Origin of the sequence: Phreatobacter sp., from assembly GCF_030691135.1 — a bacterium.
In the GTDB taxonomy this organism is placed as follows: domain Bacteria; phylum Pseudomonadota; class Alphaproteobacteria; order Rhizobiales; family Phreatobacteraceae; genus Phreatobacter.
Genome location: NZ_JAUYFA010000011.1, coordinates 100,690 through 118,537, shown reverse-complemented (window position 1 = coordinate 118,537; position 17,848 = coordinate 100,690). Strand labels below are relative to the sequence as shown.

The window sequence follows — 17,848 nt, the reverse complement described above, 5'->3', positions numbered from 1 at the left end:
CCGCGCTCACAGGGCGAGCGCCCCGGTGAAGCGGACCCGCGGCTCTGCCGCCGCCTCCGTGATGCGTCCGAGCGTCACCGGGGTCTCACCGGTGAGGGCGAAGGCCTCGCCGACGCGCGCCGCCTCGCTCGCCGCGACGACGATCACCATGCCGATGCCGCAGTTGAAGGTCCGCACCATCTCCGCCTGGGCGAGGTTGCCGACGTTCGCCAGCCAGCCGAAGACCTTCGGCACGGCAATGGCGCTGAGGTCGATCTCGGCGCCCATGCCCTCGGGCAGAACCCGCGGGATGTTGTCGACGAAGCCGCCGCCGGTAATATGGGCCAGCGCCTTGATGGCGGCGGTGCCGCGATGCACCGCCATGATGCTCTTCACATAGATGCGGGTCGGCTCCAGCAGCGCCGCGCCGAGGCTGCGGTCGGCGTCGAAGGGCGCGGGCGCATCCCAGCCGAGTCCCGAGACCTCGGCGATCTTGCGCACCAGCGAATAGCCGTTGGAATGAACGCCGGAGGAGGGCAGGCCGAGCACCACGTCGCCGGGCGCCACGTCCCGGCGCGGCAGCAGCGTGCCGCGCTCGGCAGCCCCGACGGCAAAGCCTGCGAGGTCGTAGTCGCCGTCGGCATAGAGCCCGGGCATTTCCGCCGTCTCGCCGCCGATGAGGGCGCAGCCCGCCTGCCGGCAGCCGAGCGCGATGCCCTTGACGACCTGCGCCGCGGCCTCCGGCGACAGCTTGCCGGTGGCGAAATAGTCGAGGAAGAACAGCGGCTCGGCGCCCTGCACCACGAGGTCGTTGACGCACATGGCGACGAGGTCGATGCCGATCGTGTCGTGCCGGCCGGTCTCGATGGCGATCTTGATCTTGGTGCCGACGCCGTCATTGGCCGCCACCAGGACGGGATCCTTGAAGCCCGCCGCCTTCAGGTCGAACAGCCCGCCGAAGCCGCCGATCTCGGCATCCGCGCCCGGACGGGCGGTAGCGCGCACCAGCGGCTTGATCATGTCGACCATCCGGTTGCCAGCGTCGATGTCGACGCCGGCCTGCGAATAGGTCAATCCGGTCTTCTGTGTGTCGGTCACGGCGCTCGCCTCGCTGGAAAAGCCCGATTAGCCCTTGTGCCGCCGGCCCGCAACGGCGAAGCCGCCCGGCGCCGTCTTTTCCCCCGCGGCAAGGATGCTCGCCTCAGGGAAGGACTTCCCGCGGTCGCGACAATCCCCGACATTGACGCTGGCGGGTCGGCCTGCGCATGACCTGCCGAGGAGACCAACGGCATGACAAAGTCGATCACGGACGATCTCAAATCCGGCGCCCTCGTCTATCATCGGCTGCCGCGGCCGGGAAAGCTGGAGATCCGGGCGACCAAGCCGCTCGGCAACCAGCGCGATCTGGCGCTCGCCTACTCGCCCGGCGTCGCCGCCGCCTGCGAGGCCATCGTCGCCGATCCGGCCCAGGCCGCCGAACTGACCATCCGCGCCAATCTCGTCGCCGTCATCTCCAATGGCACCGCCGTTCTGGGCCTGGGCAATATCGGCCCGCTCGCCTCCAAGCCGGTGATGGAGGGCAAGGCGGTCCTGTTCAAGAAATTCGCCGGCATCGACGTCTTCGACATCGAGATCGACGCCCAGGAGGTCGATCGCATCGTCGAGGTGGTGGCGGCGCTGGAGCCGACCTTCGGCGGCATCAATCTTGAGGACATCAAGGCGCCCGAATGTTTCGAGGTCGAGCGCCGCCTGCGCGAGCGCATGGGCATTCCGGTCTTCCACGACGACCAGCACGGCACCGCCATCATCGTCGGCGCCGCCGTCTCCAACGCGCTCGAATTCATGGGCAAGAAGATCGAGGACGTGAAGATCGTCGCCTCCGGCGCCGGTGCCGCCGCCATCGCCTGCCTCAATCTGCTGCGCGAACTCGGCGCCCGGGTCGAGAACATCTGGGTCTCGGATCTGGAGGGCGTGGTCTACAAGGGCCGCGAGAAGCTGATGGACCCCTACAAGGAGGTCTATGCCAAGAACACCAACGCCCGCACCCTCGACGACATCATCGGCGATGCCGACATCTTCCTCGGGGTCTCGGCCGCCAATGTGCTCAAACCCTCCATGGTCCAGAAAATGGCCAAGGGCCCGCTGATCATGGCGCTCGCCAATCCCAATCCCGAGATCATGCCCGACGAGGCCCGCGCCGCCCGGCCCGATGCCATGATCTGCACCGGGCGATCGGATTTCCCCAATCAGGTCAACAACGTCCTGTGCTTCCCTTACATTTTCCGCGGGGCGCTCGATTGCGGCGCCACCGCCATCAACGAACCGATGAAACTCGCAGCGGTTCGGGCCATCGCCGGGCTTGCCCGCGAGGCGCCCTCCGACGTGGTGGCGCGGGCCTATGGCGGCGAGGTCGGCACATTCGGCGCCGGAAACCTCATCCCGTCACCTTTCGACCCGCGTCTGATCCTGCGCATCGCGCCGGCCGTCGCCCGGGCGGCCATGGAGACCGGCGTCGCCACCCGCCCCATCACCGATTTCAAGGCCTATGAGGCAGAACTGTCGCGTTTCGTCTTCCGTTCCGGTTTGCTGATGCGCCCCGTCTTCGACAAGGCGCGCCAGAATCCGAAGCGCGTCATCTATGCCGAAGGCGAGGACGAGCGCATCCTGCGCGCTGCCCAGGTCGTGGTCGAGGAAGGGCTGGCCTTCCCGGTGCTCATCGGTCGCCCGGCCGTCGTCGAGCAGCGCCTCGAGCGCTTCGGCCTGTCGCTGAAGCCGGGTATCGATTTCGAACTCATCGATCCGCAGTCCGATCCCCGCTACCGCGACTATGTCGCGACCTATCACGAGCGGACCGGCCGTCGTGGCGTCACCCCTGATGCGGCGCGCACCATCATGCGCACCTCCAACTCGGCCATTGCCGCCGTCGCGCTGGAGCGCGGCGACGTCGATGCCATGATCTGCGGCGTCGAGGGGCGCTTCAACACCCATCTGCGGCATATCCGCCAGGTCATCGGTCTGAAGGAGGGCGCCAACGGTCTTGCGGCGCTGTCGCTGCTGATCACCTCGAAAGGCCCGCTCTTCATCGCCGACACCCATGTGACCGCCGACCCGAGCCCGGAAGAACTGGCCGACATGGTCTGCACCGCCGCAGAGCACGTGCGTCGTTTCGGTCTCGAGCCGAAGATCGCCCTCGTGTCCCATTCCGACTTCGGCAGCCATGACGACGATCAGGTCCTGAAGATGCAGAAGGCCCTGAAGATCATCCGGGATCGGGCGCCCGACCTGGAAGTGGAGGGCGAGATGCACGCCGATTCGGCCTTGCTGCCGGACCTGCGGGAGCGGGTCTTCCCCGGATCGCGCCTGCAGGGCGTGGCCAATGTCCTCATCATGCCGAACATGTCGGCTGCCAACATTGCCTTCCAGGTCATCAAGGTTCTGGCCGATGCCCTGCCGGTGGGCCCCATCCTCGTCGGTCAGGCGCGGCCCGCCCATATCCTCACATCCTCGGTCACGGCACGCGGCGTGGTGAACATGACGGCACTGGCCGTCGTCGAGGCGCAGGAAAGGGCGGACGAAACGCTCCGATGACGCTGGGTCAAGAAAGATACCATTAAGCCACACACCCTAAACTGCTGAAAATTTTACGTGATCTTGGCTGTCGATCGCCGGTTGCGTGGCAGGCGAAGGGGTGGCCGTGAGTACGGTCTCGCGAAAGAGAGGCCTGGTCTGGTTGGTGTCAGCGTTGCTGGTCGCCGGCTTGCCAATGGCCGCCTTTTTCGCCGCCGAGACCTGGCTTCACCGCAGTCTGAGGGGCCATATCGCCCAAAAGGCTGCCATCGTCCTCGGGCGCATGGACAATGCCATCGAGCGGGCGACGCTCTCCCTCCAGGAGGCCCAGGCCCGCAACATCGAGTTCTGCAACGCTGCCGAACGCGAAACGCTGAGCCTGCTCGTCTTCGAATCCCCGGTGCTGAAGGAAATCGCCATCATCGGGCCCGACGGCCGGATCCGCTGCAGCAATATCGGCAGCCTGGTGCAGATCACCGCAGCCTCGACCCCCTATGTAACCCGCATTCCCGGTCTCGCCCTGTCGGTGGCTCTGACGCGGGGGCCCCACGGCCGGGCGCTGCGCCTGACTCAGTCAACGCCGTCCGGCACCATGACCGGTGGCATCATCGCGGTCGGGCTCTTCGTGCCCTATGGCGAGGTCCAGGTGTCGAATCTCGGTCTCGGTATCGATATCGAATTGGTGCCCGGCGGGCGCCTCGTCTCCGTACATGGACCCGGTGGTGTCGGGGGAACAGCTGATGTCAGGGCTGTGATCTTGTCGGAACACTATCCGGTTCGCGTCGAGGTCTCTGCCTCGTCGGGCGCCTGGCGCCAGCAGAAGGGCTGGATCGTCGGTGCGGCGGTCGGCGGCGGGCTTACCCTCGGCATCGGCCTTGCCGGTCTGGTCCTGTTCGGGTGGCGCGAGCGCGGCCCGTTGGCCGACATGTATCGGGCGCTGCGCAACGGCGAGTTCATCCCCCACTACCAGCCCCTGATCGACCTCGATACGGGCCGCATTCTCGGCTGCGAGGTGCTGGTCCGCTGGCGCAAGCCCGACGGCCGGCTCATCCCTCCCGGCGCCTTCATCGGCGAGGCCGAGCGCTCCGGCTTCATCTTCCCGCTGACCCTCGACCTGATGCGGCAGGCGGCGGAGGAACTGGGGCCGACCTATGCCACCCGGCCCGAACTCAAATGCGGCTTCAATCTTTGCGCTGCCCATTTCCGCGACGAGCGGATCGTTGGCGATGTGGCGTCGATTTTCTCGCATTCGGACCTCAAGCTCACCCAGGTCTTGCTCGAGGTCACCGAGCGCGATCCGCTGCCGGACATGGACGGCGCCCGCGCTATCATCGCGCGGTTCCAGGAAATGGGCGTCCGCGTCGCCCTCGACGACGTCGGCACCGGCCATGGCGGCATGAGCTATCTGTTGAAGCTGCGGGTCGACGTCATGAAGATCGACAAGCTCTTCATCGACGCGCTGGGGGCCGAGCGGCAGTCCACGGCCATCGTCGACAGCCTCATCGATCTCGCCGCCCACCTCAACATGGAGGTGATCGCCGAGGGCGTCGAAACCTTCGAACAGGTCGAGGCGCTGCGCCGGCGCGGCGTGCGCTCGGCGCAGGGCTATGTCTTTGCCCCGCCGCTGCCGGGGTCATCCTATTGCCAGCTTGTCCAGGCCATGGAGCCCGCCACGCAGCAGAGCGCGCCGCTGCGGAAGGCCTTGCGCGGCTGAGCCGGTTCAGGCGCCGAGCCAGCCCCAGACCAGGGGCAACAGAACCGGCGTCATCAGGCCGTTGAGCCCGAGGGCGATGCCGGCTTAGGTGTCCGTCGTCCGATCGACCTTGAAGGCCCGCGCCGTACCGAGGACATGGGCTGCCAGACCCGCCGCATGCGCCACAGCGGCACGGCAAGGGCGGCGTTAGCCGGCCCCAGCAGAAATGCACGAACTGGGCACCGGCGAAAGAATTGGGCACCGGCGAAATAGGTCTCGAAGGGGGACTGGTGACCAGCAGCACGGCGGCGAACAGCGCCAAGGCGATGACCACCGGGTTGACAAGCGGATGCCGTCGGGTGGCGAGGGCGGCCCGGTCGGCGAGGCAATGGGCCGTCATGGTCACCGCCAGCCAGGCGAGCGGCGAGCCCTACAGATAGACCCACAGGCCGGGCGTGCGGCTCATGGTGACGCGTCGCTCGCAGCGGGCTCGGACGGGTCGGTGAGCCGGGCGACGAGGCGGAAGATGAGGGCGGTGACGGCGAGCGTCACGAGCGTCGAGACCGTCACCACCAGCGCGGGAGCGATGACGGGCCCGGGAATAGGCAGGCCGGTCAGGTGGGCGGTGATATCGCCGATCAGGTGCAAGAGGACGAGGAGCGTGAAGGCGTCGATCATGAGCGTCACCGCCGAGGGTGCGCGACGATGACAGGCGCTCCACCCGGCCGCCATGGCCGCTGGACCAATGCCGCAGCGTTGAATCGGAATCAGAACCTGCGAAATCCGGCACAAGTCCCTCACCGGATTCGGCAAACCCGCTTGAATCAGATTCTGAGCTTCAGCGACCGGTCAGTTCGGCCGGCCGCGCCGGAGGTCCGCCTCGATCCGGAGCGCCGCGCCCCCGCCGAGGCGGGCGCGATAGACCTGGACGTTCTCCATGACCCGCTGCACGTAATTCCGCGTCTCGGCGAAGGGGATGCGCTCGACCCAATCCACGGGATCGACGCGGGGATCGCGGGGGTCGCCATATTTCTGGATCCACTCGCGGGCGCGCGACCGGCCGGCATTGTAGGCGACGAAGGTGAGGATGTAGCTGCCGTTGAATTCGGCGACGAGCTCGCCGAGATGGGCCGCGCCCAGCCGCGCGTTATAGGCGGGATCGCTGGTCAGACGGCCCTCGTCGAAGGGCAGGCCGTGGTTGCGCGCCGTCGCGCGCGCGGTGGCGGGCATGAGCTGCAACAGCCCGCGCGCACCCGCGTGACTGACGGCGCGGTGGTCGAAGGTCGATTCCTGCCGGGCGATGGCATAGACGACGGCGCGGTCGACCTCCGGCCCGACATGGGCGTAGTCCGGGATGCCCTGCGTCGGAAAGGCCTGCATGTCGAAGGGCAGACCGCGGTTGTTGGCGAGCCGGCCGAGGGTGACGACCCCCTTCGCGTCGCGCGCCCGCGCCGCCACCTCCGCGGCCGCGTGCAGCGTGCCGTGGTCGTTCGCGCGCGTGCCGAGGTCGGCGAGGATCGCGCGCGCCATGTCGCGCTCGTCGAGCCGGTACAGGAGCGTGAGCGCGTGCGCGTAGGCGGCGCTCGCGGGGGTCGTATCGGTCGGCCGGCGGACCGGCAGATCGGTGAGGCCGAGCTTTGCGCGCGCGAGCTGGCCGTAATAATGGGTCGAATGCCGCGCCGCCGCCTCGTAATGCGTGCGCGCGGGACCCTGATGGCCGGCGGCCTCATGGGCGCGGGCGAGCCAGTAGGAAGCGCGCGACTGCGACATCGGCGTCCCCGCCGCCTGGCGCGCGGCCTCGAAATGGCGGATCGCGCTCGCAGGATCGTTGAGGTGGCGCAGCGCCAGCCAGCCGGCATGCGCCTCGGCATCGACCCGCGAGGCTCCGGCGCGCACGGCATGGGTGGCGGCGACCTGATAGGCGGTGCGCGCCTGCCCGGCATCGAGGAGCTTGCGCACCATGGCGCGGCGCTCGACCCACCAGTCCTCGGCCTTGCCGAGCACGGCCGGATCACGCGGCGCGTTGACGAGGATCGCCGCGGCCTCGCCGGCCCTGTCCTCGCGCCGCAGCCACTGGGCGCGGGCGAAGAGATAGGCCGGGTCGCGGTGCAGCGAGGCCGGCACCTGGGCGAGGAGGGCGCCGGCATTCGGCTTCTGGCCGGTGACGGCGAGGAAGGCCCGCGCCAGCCCCGCCTGGCCCGATCCGAGCCGCTGGGCGGCCCGTAGCGCCGTCGCCGGCTCGTTCTCGTGCAGCATGCGGTCGAGCCGCATCTTGTGGTCGCTGGCGCTCAGTGAGGCGCCGAACACCGCGAGAAGGCGCTCCTCCGAATCCGAGGAGAGGTCCGACTCGTGCCAGACCTCCCGGGCGAGACGCAGGCTGCGGCTGGCGTCACCGCCGCGCTTCAGCGCGATGGCATAGGCGATGCGCCCCTTGGCCGAGCGCGGCGCGCTGCCCTGGAAGAAGGCGCGCACCACGTCCGGGCCGGCATTGTCGTCGAGCAGCGCGCCCTCGGCCCGCAGACGGATGCGCTGGCTGGCGGGAAAGGCCGGATTGGCCCTGAGGAAGGCCGCCTGCCGCGCGAAGCCCACCGTCTCGCTGCCACGCAGGATCATCCATTCGGCGAGCACCCTGGCGACGGGATCGCGGATCTGGTCGCGGGCGGCCGTCGCCCCCTCGATCTGGCCGCGACGGGTCGCCGCCGCAACCCGGCCGAGCGCCGCCACGTCGGCCTCGCTGGCCGCGCCGCCGGAAGGGCGCCAGACCTGCTGGTCCCGCGGGATCGAGGCCGTCGTCTGGGTGTCGGCCGCGGCATAGCGCGTCAGCTGCACCGTCACTTCCACGCCGGCCGCCTGGCCCGCCGCATCGCCGCCCGAGACCTCGCTGCGGGCGCAGCCGGCGACGACCAGGGCCGTCAGCGCGACGCCGGCCCACAGCGACAGACGCGGCAGACGGGAGACGGCGGTCGGGGCCAGCGAAACGGGCATCGGCGAGGGTCCGTCCTGATACACAAAGCGGAACGGCCTCACTCGAACAGGAATGTGGCCTCGGAGAGGTGGTTATCAGGCCGTTTTCCTTGACGCTTCCTTGACGGGGAGGGGGGCAACCGTGCGGCGTGGTTAAGCAGCCGTTAAGGATGCGGCGGCGCGTCGCATGTCGCCGGGGGGCTTGCACCAGCGCATCGCTCTGTGGTATCTAGGACGATATTCTCAGAAATGGGTCTGCAGTCAGGCTGAGAGGCGCCTGCGGTTTTCGGCGGCCTTCTGCAGCTTGGTCGGCATCACCGGTCCCGATGATACCGACATCCAGGCAAAGGTCGGGCCTTGCTGTCACCCGCGCGTCGACTTTCGACCGATCATCACCTGCTCGCCGCCGGCCACCCTTGACGTTCCATCCGTCACAAGGCTTTGTGTCCGGCCTTTCGCGGCGGCGCAACGCCGCCCATCTCTCCCGCTTCCGGAGACCGCTCCATGTCCAGCCTGTTCAAGGGATCGCTGCCTGCCCTGGTCACCCCGTTCAAGGACGGCAAGGTCGACGAGAAGGCGTTCCGGGCCCATGTGGACTGGGTGATCACCGAGGGCTCCCACGGCATCGTGCCGGTCGGCACCACCGGCGAGAGCCCGACCCTGTCCCATGACGAGCACAAGCGTGTCGTCGAATGGGCCATCGCCGAGGCGCGCGGCCGCGTGCCGGTCATGGCCGGTGCCGGCTCGAACAACACGGCGGAGGCCATCGACTTCTCGCGCCATGCCGAGAAGGCCGGTGCCCAGGGCCTGCTGCACGTCACGCCCTACTACAACAAGCCGAGCCAGGAGGGCCTCTACCAGCACTTCAAGGCCATTGCGGCGTCCACCGCGCTGCCGATCTTCATCTACAACATCCCGCCGCGCTCGGTGGTGGAGATGTCGGTGGAGACCATGGCGCGCCTCGCCGAGATCCCCAACATCGTCGGCGTCAAGGATGCGACGATGAAGCTCGACCGCGTCTCGGCCCAGCGCCAGGCTTGCGGCAAGGACTTCATCCAGCTCTCGGGCGAGGACGGCACGGCGCTTGCTCACATGGCGCATGGCGGCCACGGCTGCATCTCGGTGACCGCCAATGTCGCGCCGCGCCTCTGCGCCGCCTTCCAGAACGCCTGCCTCGCCGGCGACTATGCCAAGGCTCTGGAGATCCAGGACCAGCTGTTCCCGCTGCACCAGGCCCTGTTCGTCGAGCCGAACCCGGCGCCGTCCAAGGCGGCCCTGGCGCTTCTCGGCCGCATGGCGGACGAGGTCCGCCTGCCGATGGTGGCGGCCTCGCCCGCCACCCGCGAGACCTTGAAGAAGGCCCTCGTCCATGCCGGCCTGATGAACTGACGGGGGCATAGAGAGCACATACCATGGCGGCCAAGCCGGACCCCAAGATCAAGGTCATCGCCGAGAACCGGCGCGGACGCTTCGACTACGAAATCCTCGATACCTTCGAGGCGGGGCTCCAGCTCACCGGCACGGAGGTCAAGTCGCTGCGTGCCGCCAAGGCGACGATCGGGGAAAGCTATGCCGGCCCGTCGGGCAACGAGTTCTTTCTCTTCAACTGCAACATTCCCGAATATCTGCAGGCCAACCGCTTCAACCACGAGCCGAAGCGGCCGCGCCGCCTGCTGCTGCACAAGCGCGAGATCGCCAAGCTGACGGGAGCCGTGCAGCGCGACGGGCTCACGGTCGTGCCGCTCAAGCTCTATTTCAACGAGCAGGGCCGGGCGAAGCTGCAGATGGCGCTCGCCCGCGGCAAGAAGCTGCACGACAAGCGCGACACCGAGAAGAAGCGCGACTGGCAGCGCGACCAGGCGCGGATCATGAGGGATCGGGGATAGGGGGCGGCCGCCTCGTCCGAGCCGAACCCGGGCAAGGTCGAGGATCGAAATGGCCCAACCCTTACCCTCCCCGCTGGCGCGGGGAGGGGGACTTCCACCTCGCGAAACTCACTATCCGGTCGAGCCAGGCCCAGCGGGTCAAGAGAATGGCGACACGCCATAGTCTCCCTCCCCGCGCCAGAGGGCAGGGTACGGGTGGGGCCCTTCAGCGCGCGCAGGACACCGCAAGCCTTCAGTCTTGATTGTCCGCTTGCCATCGGATCATGTCGCCGCAGGGGAGAAAAGCCATGGCCTACAAGCTCGACCACGTGGTCATCCATGTCAGCGACTGGGCGCGGTCCAACGCCTTCTACCGCGACGTGCTGGGGGCGGAGGTGGTGCCGCGCGGCGCCGGCTTCGCCTACAGGATCGGCGACATCCGCCTGAACTGCCACGGTCCCGGCATCGGCCACGTCAACGCGGTGGCCCGGGTGCCGGTCATGCCGGGCAATTCCGACATCTGCTTCGAATGGGAGGGCCCGATCGCCGGCGCGGCGGCGCATCTCGTGGCGAAGGGCGTCGCCGTGGAACTCGGCCCGGTGGCGACCAACGGGGTGAGGGGACCGGCCACTTCAGTCTATTTCCGCGATCCCGACGGCTCGCTGATGGAATTCCTCAGCTATCACGACGAGGTTTCGGCGTAACGCCCGACCCATGACAAACCCCGGCTGCCGAGGCAACCGGGGTCTCGCCGACAGGGCATCAGGGCTTCAGGGCGTCAGGACGGCGGCCGACGGGCGGGGGCAAACCCGCCGGCGCCGTCCTGCCTCGGCTGTCAGGCCATGGCCTTCTGGAAGTTGGCGGCGGCCTTGTCCCAGTTCACGACGTTCCACCAGGTGGTGACATAGTCGGCGCGGCGGTTCTGGTACTTGAGGTAATAGGCGTGTTCCCACACGTCGATGCCCATGACCACGCCCTTGACGCCGTCCATCAGCGGGTTGTCCTGATTGGGCGTCGAGACGATGGCGAGCTTGCCGTCGCTGCCGACCACCAGCCAGCCCCAGCCCGAGCCGAAGCGGCCGACCGAGGTCTGGTTGAACTGCTGGCGCATCTTGTCGATGTCGCCGAAGGTGGCGTTGATCGCCTGCAGCAGCGCGCCGCCAGGCGCCTTGGCGCCGCCGGGGGTCATGACCTCCCAGAAATGGGCGTGGTTCCAGTGGCCACCGAGCTGGTTGCGCACGCCACCGCGCAGGTTCTGCGGCACGTCGGAGAGCTTGCGCAGCACCTTCTCGGTATTGGCGGGGGTCAGTTCGGCATAGGTCTGCGAGGCGGTATTGAGGCCGCCGAGGAAGGCCGCGTGATGGCGGGAGTGATGGATCTCCATCGTCATCTTGTCGATATGCGGTTCGAGCGCGTCATAGGCATAGCCGAGCGGCGGCAGGGTGAATGGGCCGCTGGCGGCCTGGGCGAAGACCTTGTGGCTGGCCGGGATCGACATCGTCGCGCCGATGGCGGCGGCGGTTCCGAACAGCTTGAGGGCGTGGCGTCGGTTCATCGTTCTCATCTCCCGTGATCTGGGACCAGCTTCGAAAGGCGGTCTTGCATGGAACCCACTAGATGCGCCCAGTGGATGCGGAGAGGCTGTCACGAAGCCGTGAACTCAACGGTCGAGATGGCCCCTGACGGCGGCGAATACGTCCCTGAACATCTGCGGCGTCAGCACGCCGGTATTCGTGTTGTAGCGCGAGCAATGGTAGCTTGAGAACAGCGTGACGGCGTCGAGCGCATGGACCCCGCCATGGCTGAACGGCACCCGCGCCGGTTTCAGGCCCAGCGCCCGGACGGCGCTGTCATGGCCGATCCTGCCGAGGGTGACGATGGCGTCGAGCCTCGGCATGTCGGTGATGGTGGCGGCGAGGAAGCCGCGGCAGGTGGCGATCTCCTCCGTCGTCGGCTTGTTCTCCGGCGGCACGCAACGCACCGCATTGGTGATGCGGGTGTCGACCAGCGTAAGGCCGTCGTCGGGCCGCTCGTCGTAAGTGCCGCGGGCGAAGCCGAAGCCGATCAGCGTCTCGTAGAGGAGATCGCCGGCCCAGTCGCCGGTGAAGGGGCGGCCGGTGCGGTTGGCGCCCTGCAGGCCGGGCGCCAGGCCGACGATGAGCAGGCGCGCATCGGCGCTCCCGAAGGAGGGGACGGGCGCATTGTGCCAGTCGTCATGGGCGACGCGCTGCCGCTCGCGGAAGGCGACGAGGCGCGGGCAGAGAGGGCAGTCGCGCCCCGGCTGATCCGGACAGGCCATGGCCGGTCAGCGATCGGCGAAATCGTCGCCGACGCCGGGAGTGGTAGGCGATGCCGGCCGCGGCGGCCGCGGCCGGTCGCGGACGAAGCCGGGGACGTCGGTGCCGGGCGCCCGGACTGCCCGCTCGGCGGGATCGCGCCCGACCCGCTGCGCCAGATGGGCGAGGTCGATGAACTCGTCGGCCTGGCGGCGCAGTTCGTCGGCGATCATGGCCGGCTGCACCGAGACGGTGGAGACGACCGACACCTTGACGCCGCGGCGCTGCAGGGCCTCGACCAGCGAGCGGAAGTCGCCGTCGCCGGAGAACAGGACGATGTGGTCGATGCGCGGGGCGAGTTCCATGGCGTCGACGGCGAGTTCGATGTCCATGTTCCCCTTCACCTTCCGGCGTCCGAGGGAATCGGTGAACTCCTTGGCCGCCTTGGTGACCACGGTGAAGCCGTTGTAATCGAGCCAGTCGATCAGCGGCCGGATCGACGAGTATTCCTGATCCTCGATCAGCGCGGTGTAATAGTAGGCGCGCAGCAGGTAGCCGCGGCTGCGAAACTCTCCGAGCAGGCGTTTGTAGTCGATGTCGAAGCCGAGGGTCTTCGCGGTCGCGTAAAGGTTGGCGCCATCGATGAAGAGGGCAATCCGCTCGGTTCCTGTCGACATGACGTAACGTCCTTGATGTGTCAATAGAGTGAAGAATACAGTGAAAAGGTCACGAAATGGTCGTAGTGGCGCAAATCTGACCTTCCAAGACGCTGGCCGGAAGGCTTACGTTAGAACGATCCTAGCATATTTGGCATTTTTATAGCAAGTTCATTCTCCGGAAACAATCTGATAAATGGTCATGGTGTCGCAGGGTTCCGTCACGCGTCGGCCCTGGCCGGCAGGCTGAAGCGGACAAGGCACCGCGGTTCGTGCTAAGAGCCTTGTCAAGAGCCTTGTATCGCGGCGCTTCAATGGCTATAGACGCCAGCTTGCCGGACAGATGCCTGTCTCCAGGCCCCATCCCCACGTTTTCAAGGACTAGCGATGGCTCGCGTCACCGTCGAGGATTGCATCGACAAGGTCGATAACCGCTTCGAGCTCGTGCTCGTCGCCAGCCACCGGGCGCGCATGCTCGCCGCCGGGTCGCCGATCACCATCGATCGCGACCGCGACAAGAACCCCGTCGTCGCCCTGCGCGAGATCGCCGATGCGACGGTCTCGCCCGACGACTTGCGCGAGGACCTGATCCACTCGCTGCAGAAATATGTCGAGGTCGACGAGCCCGAGCCGGACATGGTGCCGATGATCGCGGCGCCCGGCGCCAGCGCCGACGACACCAACGTGCCGATGGACCGCATGAGCGAGGAAGACCTGCTGCGCGGCCTCGAGGGGCTGAAGCCGCCGGAGGACACCGACGACGACGACGGCATGTGAGGCCTGAGCGTTTCCCCCATCAGGGCGGCCCGGCGGGCCGCCCTTTCTCGTTCCGGCCGACGCCTTCCGGCCCGCCGGTCCCGCCTGCTGCCGCGAAGGCCTTGCGGCGCCGGGCCCCGTCGGTGCTATCGTGATGGTCCGGCGGATGAATTCGCCAGAGCGGCCCTGAACCCATGATGCGTCAATACGAGCTGGTGGAGCGCGTCAAGCGCTACAACCCGAAGGCCGACGAGGCCCTGCTCGACCGCGCCTATGTCTATGCCATGCTGGCCCACGGCACGCAGAAGCGCGCCTCCGGCGACCCCTATTTCTCCCATCCGCTCGAGGTCGCGGCGATCCTCACCGACCTCAAGGTCGACGACGCCACCATCGTCTCGGCCCTGCTGCACGACACGATCGAGGACACCGCCGCCACCAAGGACGACATCCGCGAGAAGTTCGGCGCCGCCATCGCCGAGCTTGTCGACGGCCTGACCAAGCTGAAGAAGCTCGACCTCGTCTCCAAGCAGGCGGTGCAGGCGGAGAACCTCAGGAAGCTCCTGCTCGCCATCACCTCCGACGTGCGCGTCCTGCTGGTGAAGCTCGCCGACCGCCTGCACAACATGCGCACGCTGCACTATGTGCCCCCGGCCAAGCGCGACCGCGTCGCCCAGGAGACGCTGGACATCTACGCCCCGCTCGCAGGCCGCATGGGCATGCACGACATGCGCGAGGAGCTGGAGGACCTGGCCTTCCGGCAGATCAACGCCGAGGCCTACGAGGCGCTGAAGCAGCGGCTCGACCGCCAGCGCGCGGCCGCCGCCGCCGTCATCGAGGAGATCGAGACCCAGCTCGCCCGCAAGCTCGCCGGCGAGGGCATCAGCGCCGAGGTCACCGGCCGGCTGAAGAAGCCCTATTCGATCTACCGCAAGATGGAGCGCAAATCGGTCTCCTTCGAGCAGCTCTCCGACATCGTCGCCTTCCGCATCCTCGTCGACGACATCCCCGCCTGCTACGCCGCCGTCGGCATCATCCACACCACCTGGCCGGCGGTGCCGCTGCGCTTCAAGGACTATATCTCGACGCCCAAGGGCAACGATTACCGCTCGCTGCACACCACCGTCATCGGCCCGCAGAGCCAGCGCGTCGAGATGCAGATCCGCACCTCGCAGATGCACGAGATCGCCGAATACGGCATCGCCGCGCACGCCCTCTACAAGGACGACGCCGAACACGCCGAGAGCACCGCCTATGCCTGGCTGCGCCGCATGGTGGAAATGCTCGCCCATGCCGACAACCCCGAGGAATTCCTCGAACACACCAAGCTCGAGCTGTTCTCCGACCAGGTCTATTGCTTCACCCCGAAGGGCCGGCTGATCGCCCTGCCGCGCAAGGCCAACTGTATCGACTTCGCCTATGCGGTCCACACCGACATCGGCAACCAGTGCGCCCGCGCCCGCATCAACGGCGTCGAGCGGCCGCTGGTCACCGAGCTGCAGAACGGCGACGAGGTCGAGATCATCACCGATCCCAAGGCGACGCCCTCGCCGGCCTGGGAGAACATCGTCGTCACCGGCCGCGCCCGCTCGGCCATCCGCCGGGCCACCCGCGTCGCGACCCGCGCCCAATATCTCGAACTCGGCCGCCAGATCGTCCAGACGCTGTTCACCCGCGCCGGCAAGTCCTTCTCCGACGACATCGTGCGACAGGGGCTGAAGCGCCTCGCCCGCGTCGGCGTCGAGGACGTCTACTGGGCCGTCGGCCGCAACGAGATGCCCGAGGACGACGTGCTGAAGGCGGTCTATCCCGACTTCAAGAGCGAGACGCCGCTCGGCCCCAAGCCCACCGCCGACTGGTTCGGCGTCGCCGGCGAGACGGCGCTGAAGTTCCAGGTGCCCGAATCGGAAGGGGCCATCCCCATCCGCGGCATCAATCTCGACCTGCCGGTGCGCTTCTCCAGGGAGAGCGGCGCCGTGCCCGGCGACCGCATCGTCGGCATCATGACGCCGGGGGAGGGGATCACCATCTTCCCCATCCAGTCGCCGGCGCTGGCCGCCTATGACAACGAGCCGGAGCGCTGGCTCGACGTGCGCTGGGACGTCGACAGCGCCAAGCGTTCCCGCTACCCCGCCCGCATCGCCGTGAAGTCGCGCAACGCGCCGGGCTCGCTCGCCGCCGTGACCCAGGTCATCGCCGACAATGACGGCAATATCGACAACCTCAGGATGCAGCGCACCACGGCGGATTACACCAATGTCGCCATCGACGTCGAGGTCTGGGACCTGAAGCACCTCAACGCCATCATCGCCGGGATCAGGACGCTGCCGATGACGGCCGAGGCGCAGCGGGTGTTCGAATAGGCGCTTCGGCGAGCGCCGTCCCGCCGGTCTGCCTCTAGTCCTGCTTGCCGCGGTGTTCGCACATATAGCTCAGCAGCAGTTCGTAGCTCTCCCGCGGCACCCGGATCGCCGACCGGTCGGCGTCCCGCATCATCGTACAGGAGAGCGGCGCATAGGTTTCGGCCGGGCGATAGACCAGCGCCTGCGCCGGCTGCGGCAGGGCGAGAACCACCGAGAGGAAGGGGTCGGTCCAGTCCCAGCTCATGGTCCAGTCCCGGCCGGGGCGCTGAAGCCGCTCGGGCGCCGGGCGCGGGTCGCGCGACAGGATTTCGGCATAGGCCGGCACGGGCGCTGGCCGGCCGAGGGCGATGGCGCGGAGTTCCTGCGCATAGGCGCGCCACGAGGCGAGGAAGTTCACGCCGTCCATGGCGTGGCAGGCGGTGGCGATCAGCATGGTCGCCAGGATCAGCGCCGGCGCGCGGCGGGCCCGCACCGTCGCCCAGCCGATGAGCCGCCGGACCGGGGCGGGCCGGCGCCCGTCCGGCAGCGACATCACCGACAGTGCCAGAAGGAAGAGCGCGAGGCTGCCGAGCAGCAGCGTGCGGAAATTGTAGCGGCCGACCAGCAGGGTGTCGTGGCGGCCGACGAAGGCGAGATCGGCCGCGACGAGGATGGCCGCAGCGGGGATCAGGGCAAGGCCGGCGATCACCAGGATCCGGGAGACCGGCGGCTCGTCCGCCGCGTCCCGCCGCAGGAGCCACCAGGCCGTCGCCACCCCGGCGACGATGGCCACGCTCAGCGGCCGGATGATGCCGAACGGGTTGACCACGCCGATCATGTTGAGGACCAGCGCATCGCGCGTCGCGGCATGGACCGGCGGGACGAGGAGCCTGGTCGACAGCCAGAGGACCAGCACGGTGAGGCCCGCGCCGACCACCACCGGCCCGGCGCGCCGGCGCAGGGCGAGCAGGGCGACCAGCAGCACCATGAGCCCCATGCCGCCCTCGTGCGAGAAGGCGAGGGCGAGCATGAGCAGGACGGCGGGAAGGGCGGCCGGCGCCCGGCTGACGCAGACAAATGCGAAGAGCGGCCAGAACACCGCATGGGTCACCAGCGTCTCGGAGGGGAAGAACACCGAGGCCGGCAGCACGACGATGGTCGACAGGGAGCAGAACAGCAGGATGCGCCGGTTGCCGGCGATCGCCCAGGTGGCGAGGAGGCCGGCGAGCGGCAGCAGGCCGAAGATCAGCCCGTAGAGGCGGATCGCGCTGGCCGGGTCGCCCACCCGCGCCCAGAGGAAGGGCGGCACCATGGTGACGAGGAAGGCGGCGGCGCGCGTCGGGATATTGACGAAATGCGCCCCCCAGGGGTCACCCGTCAGGAAGGCGAAGGCGAAGAAACCGCCATCGGCGAAGATCTGCACGTCGGTGGCGAGATAGCCTGCGAGGATGGCGAGCGAGACGACGAGCGCGATCCACGGCGCGGCGCGCAGCAGCGGCGACCGGACCGGCGCGTTGATGTCGACCGCGAGGTCGGTTGCCCCGCCCTCGGGCGGCGCGGCGGGGCTGTGATGGTTCATGGCGCTGGGGCGCATCCCTCGAACAGGCGGGCAGGGCGGAGCGGTGTTCCTAACAGCTTGCCGCTTCCGGCCAAAGCGCGCCGTGGCAGCGGCAGAGGCAGAGGCAGCGGCAGGGGCTGCGCCCGCGCCCCTGCGTCACTCGCGCACTTCACATTCCAGAAATGCTATGCGACA

General features: G+C 68.2%; 14 protein-coding genes. 7 read left to right on the top strand and 7 right to left on the bottom strand.

Annotated features, from left to right (window positions below):
• Positions 1–6 precede the first annotated feature (6 nt).
• Positions 7–1,077: a phosphoribosylformylglycinamidine cyclo-ligase gene (gene purM / locus Q8O26_RS01880; RefSeq protein WP_305572908.1), complete on the bottom strand. Its 1,071-nt coding sequence runs from the start codon at positions 1,075–1,077 to the stop codon at positions 7–9.
• Positions 1,078–1,269: 192 nt separating this feature from the next.
• Between purM and Q8O26_RS01875 the strand changes: the two genes are divergently transcribed.
• A complete protein-coding gene (locus tag Q8O26_RS01875; RefSeq protein ID WP_305572906.1) occupies positions 1,270–3,567 on the top strand; it encodes an NADP-dependent malic enzyme in 2,298 nt (765 codons plus the stop codon).
• A 175-nt stretch (positions 3,568–3,742) separates the two neighbouring features.
• Positions 3,743–5,260: an EAL domain-containing protein gene (locus Q8O26_RS01870; protein ID WP_305572904.1), complete on the top strand. Its 1,518-nt coding sequence runs from the start codon at positions 3,743–3,745 to the stop codon at positions 5,258–5,260.
• Positions 5,261–5,701: 441 nt separating this feature from the next.
• Here Q8O26_RS01870 and Q8O26_RS01860 read toward each other — a convergent pair whose 3' ends face one another.
• Positions 5,702–5,917, bottom strand: a complete 216-nt coding sequence (locus Q8O26_RS01860; protein WP_305572902.1) for a hypothetical protein — start codon at positions 5,915–5,917, stop codon at positions 5,702–5,704.
• A 171-nt stretch (positions 5,918–6,088) separates the two neighbouring features.
• Positions 6,089–8,224: a lytic transglycosylase domain-containing protein gene (locus tag Q8O26_RS01855; RefSeq protein WP_305572900.1), complete on the bottom strand. Its 2,136-nt coding sequence runs from the start codon at positions 8,222–8,224 to the stop codon at positions 6,089–6,091.
• A gap of 483 nt (positions 8,225–8,707) precedes the next feature.
• Between Q8O26_RS01855 and dapA the strand changes: the two genes are divergently transcribed.
• From dapA to Q8O26_RS01840, 3 genes are all read left to right on the top strand, one after another.
• Positions 8,708–9,592, top strand: coding sequence for a 4-hydroxy-tetrahydrodipicolinate synthase (gene dapA / locus Q8O26_RS01850; RefSeq protein WP_305572898.1), 885 nt, complete (start codon positions 8,708–8,710; stop codon positions 9,590–9,592).
• 23 nt (positions 9,593–9,615) lie between these two features.
• Positions 9,616–10,089: an SsrA-binding protein SmpB gene (gene smpB, locus Q8O26_RS01845; RefSeq protein WP_305572896.1), complete on the top strand. Its 474-nt coding sequence runs from the start codon at positions 9,616–9,618 to the stop codon at positions 10,087–10,089.
• Between the two features lie 287 nt (positions 10,090–10,376).
• Positions 10,377–10,772, top strand: a complete 396-nt coding sequence (locus Q8O26_RS01840; protein ID WP_305572895.1) for a VOC family protein — start codon at positions 10,377–10,379, stop codon at positions 10,770–10,772.
• Between the two features lie 131 nt (positions 10,773–10,903).
• Here the strand turns inward: Q8O26_RS01840 and Q8O26_RS01835 are convergent, their stop codons facing one another.
• The 3 genes from Q8O26_RS01835 to Q8O26_RS01825 all read right to left on the bottom strand — a co-directional run bounded on the left by Q8O26_RS01835 (position 10,904) and on the right by Q8O26_RS01825 (position 13,021).
• Complete coding sequence (locus Q8O26_RS01835; protein WP_305572893.1) at positions 10,904–11,623, bottom strand: superoxide dismutase; 720 nt, start codon at positions 11,621–11,623, stop codon at positions 10,904–10,906.
• 105 nt (positions 11,624–11,728) lie between these two features.
• Positions 11,729–12,367: a uracil-DNA glycosylase gene (locus Q8O26_RS01830; RefSeq protein WP_305572892.1), complete on the bottom strand. Its 639-nt coding sequence runs from the start codon at positions 12,365–12,367 to the stop codon at positions 11,729–11,731.
• Positions 12,368–12,373: 6 nt separating this feature from the next.
• Positions 12,374–13,021: an NYN domain-containing protein gene (locus Q8O26_RS01825; RefSeq protein ID WP_305572890.1), complete on the bottom strand. Its 648-nt coding sequence runs from the start codon at positions 13,019–13,021 to the stop codon at positions 12,374–12,376.
• A 366-nt stretch (positions 13,022–13,387) separates the two neighbouring features.
• Between Q8O26_RS01825 and rpoZ the strand changes: the two genes are divergently transcribed.
• Both rpoZ and Q8O26_RS01815 read left to right on the top strand, forming a co-directional pair.
• On the top strand, positions 13,388–13,777 hold the full coding sequence (gene rpoZ / locus Q8O26_RS01820; protein WP_305572888.1) for a DNA-directed RNA polymerase subunit omega: 390 nt from the start codon (positions 13,388–13,390) through the stop codon (positions 13,775–13,777).
• A gap of 173 nt (positions 13,778–13,950) precedes the next feature.
• A complete protein-coding gene (locus Q8O26_RS01815; protein ID WP_305572886.1) occupies positions 13,951–16,116 on the top strand; it encodes a bifunctional (p)ppGpp synthetase/guanosine-3',5'-bis(diphosphate) 3'-pyrophosphohydrolase in 2,166 nt (721 codons plus the stop codon).
• Between the two features lie 34 nt (positions 16,117–16,150).
• On the opposite strand, the gene Q8O26_RS01810 is transcribed toward Q8O26_RS01815, so the two are convergent.
• Positions 16,151–17,674, bottom strand: a complete 1,524-nt coding sequence (locus tag Q8O26_RS01810) for a hypothetical protein (protein ID WP_305572884.1) — start codon at positions 17,672–17,674, stop codon at positions 16,151–16,153.
• Between the last annotated feature and the right edge of the window lie 174 nt (positions 17,675–17,848).

Bases quoted from the DNA above. Each gene is read 5' to 3' on its own strand.
- Q8O26_RS01830 (WP_305572892.1), bottom strand. From the start codon at position 12,367: ATGGCCTGTCCGGATCAGCCGGGGCGCGACTGCCCTCTCTGCCCGCGC.
- Q8O26_RS01855 (WP_305572900.1), bottom strand. From the start codon at position 8,224: ATGCCCGTTTCGCTGGCCCCGACCGCCGTCTCCCGTCTGCCGCGTCTG.
- Q8O26_RS01835 (WP_305572893.1), bottom strand. From the start codon at position 11,623: ATGAACCGACGCCACGCCCTCAAGCTGTTCGGAACCGCCGCCGCCATC.
- Q8O26_RS01840 (WP_305572895.1), top strand. From the start codon at position 10,377: ATGGCCTACAAGCTCGACCACGTGGTCATCCATGTCAGCGACTGGGCG.
- dapA (WP_305572898.1), top strand. From the start codon at position 8,708: ATGTCCAGCCTGTTCAAGGGATCGCTGCCTGCCCTGGTCACCCCGTTC.
- Q8O26_RS01860 (WP_305572902.1), bottom strand. From the start codon at position 5,917: ATGATCGACGCCTTCACGCTCCTCGTCCTCTTGCACCTGATCGGCGAT.
- Q8O26_RS01815 (WP_305572886.1), top strand. From the start codon at position 13,951: ATGATGCGTCAATACGAGCTGGTGGAGCGCGTCAAGCGCTACAACCCG.
- Q8O26_RS01875 (WP_305572906.1), top strand. From the start codon at position 1,270: ATGACAAAGTCGATCACGGACGATCTCAAATCCGGCGCCCTCGTCTAT.
- smpB (WP_305572896.1), top strand. From the start codon at position 9,616: ATGGCGGCCAAGCCGGACCCCAAGATCAAGGTCATCGCCGAGAACCGG.
- Q8O26_RS01870 (WP_305572904.1), top strand. From the start codon at position 3,743: ATGGCCGCCTTTTTCGCCGCCGAGACCTGGCTTCACCGCAGTCTGAGG.
- rpoZ (WP_305572888.1), top strand. From the start codon at position 13,388: ATGGCTCGCGTCACCGTCGAGGATTGCATCGACAAGGTCGATAACCGC.
- Q8O26_RS01825 (WP_305572890.1), bottom strand. From the start codon at position 13,021: ATGTCGACAGGAACCGAGCGGATTGCCCTCTTCATCGATGGCGCCAAC.
- Q8O26_RS01810 (WP_305572884.1), bottom strand. From the start codon at position 17,674: ATGAACCATCACAGCCCCGCCGCGCCGCCCGAGGGCGGGGCAACCGAC.